This is a genomic window from Kineococcus vitellinus (assembly GCF_009906315.1).
In the GTDB taxonomy this organism is placed as follows: Bacteria; Actinomycetota; Actinomycetes; order Actinomycetales; family Kineococcaceae; genus Kineococcus; species Kineococcus vitellinus.
Genome location: NZ_JAAALL010000262.1, coordinates 1 through 6,336, shown reverse-complemented (window position 1 = coordinate 6,336; position 6,336 = coordinate 1). Strand labels below are relative to the sequence as shown.

At 76.9% G+C, this 6,336-nt stretch carries 6 protein-coding genes and 1 tRNA gene; 1 reads left to right on the top strand and 6 read right to left on the bottom strand.

All coding sequences use genetic code 11. The features are described 5' to 3' along the window. The 3 genes from selB to GTQ99_RS18330 form a co-directional block, all read right to left on the bottom strand. A partial coding sequence (selB, locus tag GTQ99_RS18340) for a selenocysteine-specific translation elongation factor (protein WP_166617161.1) occupies positions 1–920 on the bottom strand: 920 nt, incomplete at its 3' end. Then, entirely contained in the window at positions 920–2,263 is a 1,344-nt protein-coding gene (gene selA / locus GTQ99_RS18335) for an L-seryl-tRNA(Sec) selenium transferase (RefSeq protein WP_338075094.1), read from the bottom strand. The genes selB and selA, both read right to left, overlap by 1 nt. Before the next feature lie 19 nt (positions 2,264–2,282). Next, positions 2,283–2,378 (bottom strand) — tRNA-Sec (locus tag GTQ99_RS18330). 50 nt (positions 2,379–2,428) lie between these two features. On the opposite strand from GTQ99_RS18330, the gene selD reads away from it, so the two are divergent. Further along, positions 2,429–3,439 (top strand): selenide, water dikinase SelD, encoded by a 1,011-nt coding sequence (selD, locus tag GTQ99_RS18325; protein ID WP_166617160.1) that lies wholly within the window; start codon positions 2,429–2,431, stop codon positions 3,437–3,439. Positions 3,440–3,484: 45 nt separating this feature from the next. Here the strand turns inward: selD and GTQ99_RS18320 are convergent, their stop codons facing one another. The 3 genes from GTQ99_RS18320 to GTQ99_RS18310 form a co-directional block, all read right to left on the bottom strand. Next, a complete protein-coding gene (locus GTQ99_RS18320; RefSeq protein ID WP_166617159.1) occupies positions 3,485–4,375 on the bottom strand; it encodes a formate/nitrite transporter family protein in 891 nt (296 codons plus the stop codon). Between the two features lie 80 nt (positions 4,376–4,455). Further along, a complete protein-coding gene (gene nrfD / locus GTQ99_RS18315; RefSeq protein ID WP_205707766.1) occupies positions 4,456–5,646 on the bottom strand; it encodes an NrfD/PsrC family molybdoenzyme membrane anchor subunit in 1,191 nt (396 codons plus the stop codon). Then, positions 5,643–6,336 (bottom strand): 4Fe-4S dicluster domain-containing protein (locus GTQ99_RS18310; protein ID WP_205707765.1); only part of this gene is annotated, 694 nt, incomplete at its 5' end. The genes nrfD and GTQ99_RS18310, both read right to left, overlap by 4 nt.

The window sequence follows — 6,336 nt, the reverse complement described above, 5'->3', positions numbered from 1 at the left end:
CCCGCGGTGTCTGCCGCGTCGATGCCCAGCGGGCGCACCCGCGCGGGCACGGCCGCGGAGCCCACGTGCACGACGAGCTGCCCGGCGCCCTGCCAGTCCTCCTCGCCCACCGGCAGCCGCACGTCGACGACGTCGGTGTGCACGTGGGTGCCGGGGGTGAGCAGCGCGTCGCCGCGGCGGACGTCGTGGCGGTCCACGCCGCGCAGGTTCAGCGCGACGCGGGCCACGGCGCCGGCGCGCTCGACCTCCGTCTCCAGGCTCTGCACCGAGCGCACCCGCACCCGGGTGCCGCGCAGCTCCAGCTCGTCGCCGACGGCGACGGTGCCGGCGCCCAGGGTGCCGGTGACGACGGTCCCGGCGCCCTTGACGGTGAAGCTGCGGTCCACCCACAGCCGCACCGGCGCCTGCGCCTGCGGCGCCGGCAGCGCGGCGAGCAGCCGGACGAGCGCCGCGCGCACCTCGTCCATCCCCTGCCCGGTCACCGCGCTGCACGCCACGGCCGGCACCCGCCCCAGCGAGGTGCGCTCCAGCTCGGCCAGCGCGCGCCCGGTGGCGGCCGCGGGGTCGGCGAGGTCGGCGCGGGTGACCACGAGCAGGCCGTGGCGCACGCCGAGGGCGTCCAGGGCGGCCAGGTGCTCGGCGGACTGCGGCATCCAGCCGCCGTCGGCGGCCACGACGAACACGGTGGCGGGCACCGGCCCGGCGCCCGCCAGCATCGTCGGCACGAAGCGCTCGTGGCCGGGCACGTCGACGAAGGCCACCGGCCCGGCGCCGGGCAGCCGCGTCCACGCGAAGCCGAGGTCGATGGTCAGCCCGCGCCGCTTCTCCTCGGCGAAGCGGTCGGGGTCGCGGCCGGTGAGGGCCCGCACGAGGGTCGACTTGCCGTGGTCGACGTGCCCGGCGGTGGCGACGACGTGCATCAGCGCGTCCCGGCCGCTGCGAGGGCCGCGACCGCGTCGGCGACCTGGGCGTCCTGCGCGGGGGCCAGGCAGCGCAGGTCCAGCAGCAGCCGGCCGCGCTCGACGCGCCCGACGACGGCGGGCGTGGCGCGGCGCAGCGGCAGGGCGAGCGCCTCCGGCAGCGAGAGCACCCACGAGGCCAGCTCGACACCGGGCGCTCCCCCGCCGCCGACGACGGCCGGCGCGGGTTGCACGGACACCTCGACGCCGGCGCTGCGCACGATCTGCGCGGTCGCCTCGCAGCGGGCGCGCAGCCGCCCGGGGTCGGCGTGCACGGCCGCGCTCGTGGGGGTGCGCACGTCGCGCACCGTCGCCTCCAGCGCGGCCAGGGTGAGCTTGTCCACCCGCAGCGCCCGGGCCAGCGGGTGGCGCCGCAACCGCTCGACGAGGTCGGCGCGCCCCAGCAGCAGCCCCGCCTGCGGGCCGCCGAGCAGCTTGTCGCCGCTGGCGGTCACCAGGTCCGCGCCGGCGGCCAGGGTGCTCGCGGCGTCCGGCTCGTCCGGCAGGGCGGGGTCCGGGCGCAGCAGGCCGGAGCCGGTGTCGACGACGACGGGCACGCCGAGGGTGGCCAGCTCGCCGGGCCCGACGCCCGCGGTGAAGCCCGTGACGACGAAGTTGGAGGGGTGCACCTTGAGGACCATGCCGGTGCGCGGCCCGATCGCCGCCGCGTAGTCGGCCAGCGCCGTGCGGTTCGTGGTGCCCACCTCGCGCAGCCGCGCGCCCGTGGACTCCAGCAGGTCCGGCAGGCGGAAGCCGTCGCCGATCTCGACGAGCTCGCCGCGGCTGACGACGATCTCGCCGCCCGCGGCGAGCGCGGTGGCGGCCAGCACCAGCGCGGCGGCGCCGTTGTTGACCACGTGCACGTCCTGCGCCTCGGGGACGGCGTCCCGCAGCGCCTGCAGCGTGCCGCGCCCGCGGCGGGCGCGGCGGCCCGTCTCCAGGTCCATCTCCACGTCGGTGGCCCCGGCCGCCGCGACGACGGCTTCGAGCGCCGGGGCCGACAGCTGCGCGCGCCCGAGGTTGGTGTGCAGGACGGCTCCGGTGCAGTTGAGCACCGGGCGCAGGGAGGAGCCGGCGGGCGGCAGCGCGGCCAGCACCTCGGCGACGACGTCCCCGGCGGGCACGGACCCGGCGCGCACCCGCTGCTGCACCTCGCGCACCAGGCCCCTGACGAGGTCGCGGCCGTGGCGCTCGAGCGCGTCGGCGAGCTCGGGGGCGGCCAGCACCGCGTCGGTGCGCGGGACGCCGCGGCGCACGTCCTGCGGCACGTCGTGCGGCGCGGTGGGGGGCACGGTCGCTGGCACGGAGCAGGAACCTACGCGCTGGCGGAGGCGGATGGGAATCGAACCCACCTGACCGAGGTGCTCGGTCACGTCGGTGTTGAAGACCGCGGGGGCCACCAGGCACCCGTACGCCTCCCCGGCAGCGCGCGGGGCCACCCTGCCACACCGCGGCGGCCGTGACCTACCGTGGCGCCCGTGACGGCTCGCAGCAGTGCCCAGCGCGTTCGGCTGACCCAGTACGCCCACGGCGGCGGCTGCGCGTGCAAGATCCCGCCCGGCGAGCTGGAGGAGATGGTGGCCGGGCTCGCCCCGCCCGCCGGCGGCGACCTGGTCGTGGGTGTCGGCGACGACGCGGCGGTGGTGACGATCGAGGGCGGCACGGCCGTCATCGCGACCGCCGACTTCTTCACCCCCGTCGTCGACGACGCGTACACCTTCGGCCGGATCGCGGCCACGAACGCCCTCTCCGACGTGTACGCCATGGGCGGGCGCCCGCTGGTGGCGGTGAACCTGCTCGGCTGGCCGCGCGAGGTGCTGCCGCGCGAGCTGGCGCGCGAGGTGCTGCGCGGCGGGGCGGACGCCGCCGCCGCCGCGGGCTGCCACCTGGGCGGCGGGCACAGCATCGACGACCCGGAGCCCAAGTACGGGATGGCCGTCACCGGCACCGGCGACCCGCAGCGGCTGCTGCGCGGCGACGCCGCCGTCGCGGGTGTGCCCATCACCCTCACCAAGCCGCTGGGGCTGGGGGTGCTCAACAACCGGCACAAGCAGACCGGGGAGGTGTTCGAGGAGGCGGTCGCGCTCATGACGACCCTCAACGCCGACGCCTCGGCCGCGGCGCTGGCCGCCGGTGCCCGCTGCGCCACCGACGTGACCGGCTTCGGCCTGCTGGGGCACCTGCACGAGGTCGCCCGCGCCAGCGGTGTCACCGCGGTCGTCGACGCGGCCGCCGTGCCGTACGTGGAGGGGGCGCGGGCCTCGCTGGCCGACGGGTACGTGCCCGGCGGCAGCCGCCGCAACCTGGAGTGGGTGCGCCCGGGCCTGGAGGCCGGCGGGGTGGACGAGGACGAGCTGGTCCTGCTGGCCGACGCGCAGACCTCCGGCGGGCTGCTCGTGGCCGGCGAGGTGCCCGGCTACCCGGTGGTCGGGGAGTTCGTGCCCGCGCGGCCGGGCACGACCCTGCTCGTGCGCGGCTGAGGCACCTCCCGCAGCACCCTCCGCAGCACCGCCCGGCCCCGGCGGTCAGCCCTTGCGCTGCTCTTGGCGCGGGGCGCCGGAGGTGCCGCTGCCGTCGGAGGTGCCGGCCGTCGTGGCCGGGGTGGCCGGGGCGCCGCGCAGGTAGAGGAACCAGTAGGCCAGGCCGACGAAGACGCTGCCGCCGACGACGTTGCCCATCCCCGCGAACAGCCAGTTGCGCAGGATGTCGCCCCAGCCGAAGCCCGGGGTGCCGGCCCAGTGCGCGGCGGGCAGGAAGAACATGTTGGCCACGATGTGGTCGAAGCCCAGCGCCACGAAGGCGGTGATGGGGAAGAAGATGGCCAGGACCTTGCCGGCGATGTCCTCGGCCGCCAGGGCCATCCACACGCCCAGGCAGACCAGCCAGTTGCAGCCGATGGCGCGCAGGAAGATCGTGCCGTTGGACTCGGTGACGGCCTTGCCCGTGGCGATGGCCGACAGCCGCTCGTAGGTGGCGGCGGCCGTGGAGCCCTCCGGGGAGCCGGCCGTGCCGACGACCCCGGCCTGGATGGCGAGGACGTAGGCCACGAACAGCGCGCCGAGCAGGTTGGCGAGGAGGATGACGGTCCAGTTCAGCCCGAGGCGGCCGATGGTGATCCGCTTGTGCAGCACCGCCATCGGGACCAGGGCCATGTTGCCGGTGAGCAGCTCGGAGCCGGCGACGATGACGAGCACGAGCCCCATGCTGAAGACGGCGCCGGTCAGCAGCGTGGTCACCCCGCCCCACAGGGCGGGGTCGAGCCCGGCGGTCACGTCGACGGCCAGCAGACCGGCGAAGGCGATGTAGGCGCCGGCGAGGAACCCGCCGACGAGCATCTTGGGGATCGGCAGGTGCGCCTTCTTCTCACCGGCCGCGGCGGCGGCGACGGCGATCTGGTCCGGCGTCTTGTACGCCACGGTGGTGCCTCCCTGCGGGTGTGGTCAGCGGGCGGCCGCGGTGCCGGTCGTCCGCGCGGCGGGTCGTTCCACCGGTGCTCTCAGGCGCGGGCCCCGCGGGCCCGCTCGTCCTCGGCGTGGTGGTCCTCGCGGGCCAGCGCCTCGCGGTCGGCGAGGCGCTGGCGCTGCGGGACGACCACGTACTTGGGGTCCTTCGTCGAGGCGACCCCGGCCTCGAAGACCGCCATCCGGGTCAGGAACGAGCCGGTGAGCAGGGCGGCCCCGGACAGCGCGGACACGACGCGCGAGCGGCGGCCGAGGACGGCCCCGAGCGCCCCCGCGGCCGTCAGCGCGCGGGCGGTCTTGAGGAACCTCCCCGGGCGCCCGAGGTGGAAGGGCTCGCTGACGAGGCCGTGGCCGGACTCCATGCGGTGCGCCGCGACCAGCTCGACGCTCGCGCCGATGAGCGCGGCGCGCGAGGCGGCCGCGTTCTGCCGCACCGGGGCCAGCACCAGCCCCGCGCCGGCGCCCGCGGCCAGCGCGCTGCCGCCGAAGACGAACGGCAGCTCGCGGTAGGGCTCGTGCCAGCTGGGGACGGCGGTGTCGGCGAACAGGACGGCGGTGTAGGTGGCCAGCAGCGGCGCCGTCAGCGCGGCGCCCGCCCCGGCCGCCGAGCCCAGCGGCCCGGCGAGGCGGCGGGCCAGGCCGAGCAGGCCGTGGCGGGGCAGCAGCGGGCCGACCTCGGCGACGGCGGCGGCCCCGCACAGCGGCCCGAACGCGGACAGGATCCACGTGCCGACCGACATGGGCGAGGTGGGCTTGGCGATGCGGAGCATGTTGTAGAACCGCTCGGGCCGCCCGAGGTCGATGATCAGGAAGTACGCGCTGGCACCGACAGCGCCCAGCGAGGTCAGGCGCAGCCCGCGGCGGGCGGCGACGTGCCCCTCGGCGTCGGCGACGGCCGCGAGCATCGAGGTGCCGGCGGCCAGGCCGCCGGTGAAGAGGTAGTACGCGATGTCGTGCGTCCACACGGGCGGCTTGAGCACGGCGCGGCCGTAGTAGGAGCGGAACTCCGCGTCCGGGACGACGGCGTTCACGTCGCCCTTGCGCCCGCGGCCCTTCTCGCGCTTGCCCATCCCGGCGCCCCACATCCGGGCCGCCTGCCCGCCGATCGGGTCGGTGCCGTCGGCGTGCTCGGAGCCGGGCTGTCCGGGCTGGTGCGGGGTGCGCTGGGAGGGCCGGGGGTCCTCCTGGCGGAAACCCTTCAGCTGGGGCGGTTCCTGCCCGCTCATCGCCTGCCCACCGCCGCGGCGAGCGCGCCGAGCACCATGAACCCGGCCGCGGCCGCCATGTGCCGGTACATGGAGGGCAGGTCGCGGGTGGTGACCACCGGGTCCGGCGGCAGGCCGTAGACCTCCGGCTCGTCGAGGAGCAGGAAGAACGCCCCGTCCCCGCCGACCCCGTCGTCGGGGTCGTCCCCGTACAGGCGGGCCTCGGTGACGCCGACCTCGTGCAGCTGCCGGCGGCGCCGCTCGGCGCGCTCGCGCAGCTCGTCGAGGTCGCCGAACTGGATCGACTCCGTCGGGCACGCCTTGGCGCACGCGGGCGTCTGGTCCTCGCCGAGGCGGTCGTAGCACAGCGTGCACTTCCAGGCCCGGCCGTCGCCCTCGCGCTTGTCGATGACGCCGTAGGGGCAGGCGGAGACGCAGTAGCCGCAGCCGTTGCAGACGTCCTGCTGCACGACGACGGTGCCGAACTCGGTGCGGAAGAGCGCCCCGGTGGGGCACACGTCCAGGCAGGCGGCGTGCGTGCAGTGCTTGCAGACGTTGGACATCATCAGCCAGCGCACGTCCTGGCGGCCCTGGCGGTCCGGCAGCGGCGCGGGCGCCAGCATCCCCGGCATCCCGAGGAACTGCCCCGCCTGCGCGTCCGCCGGGACCGCCGGCGCGCTCGCCGCCGCGGCCGGTGCACCGCCGCCGCAG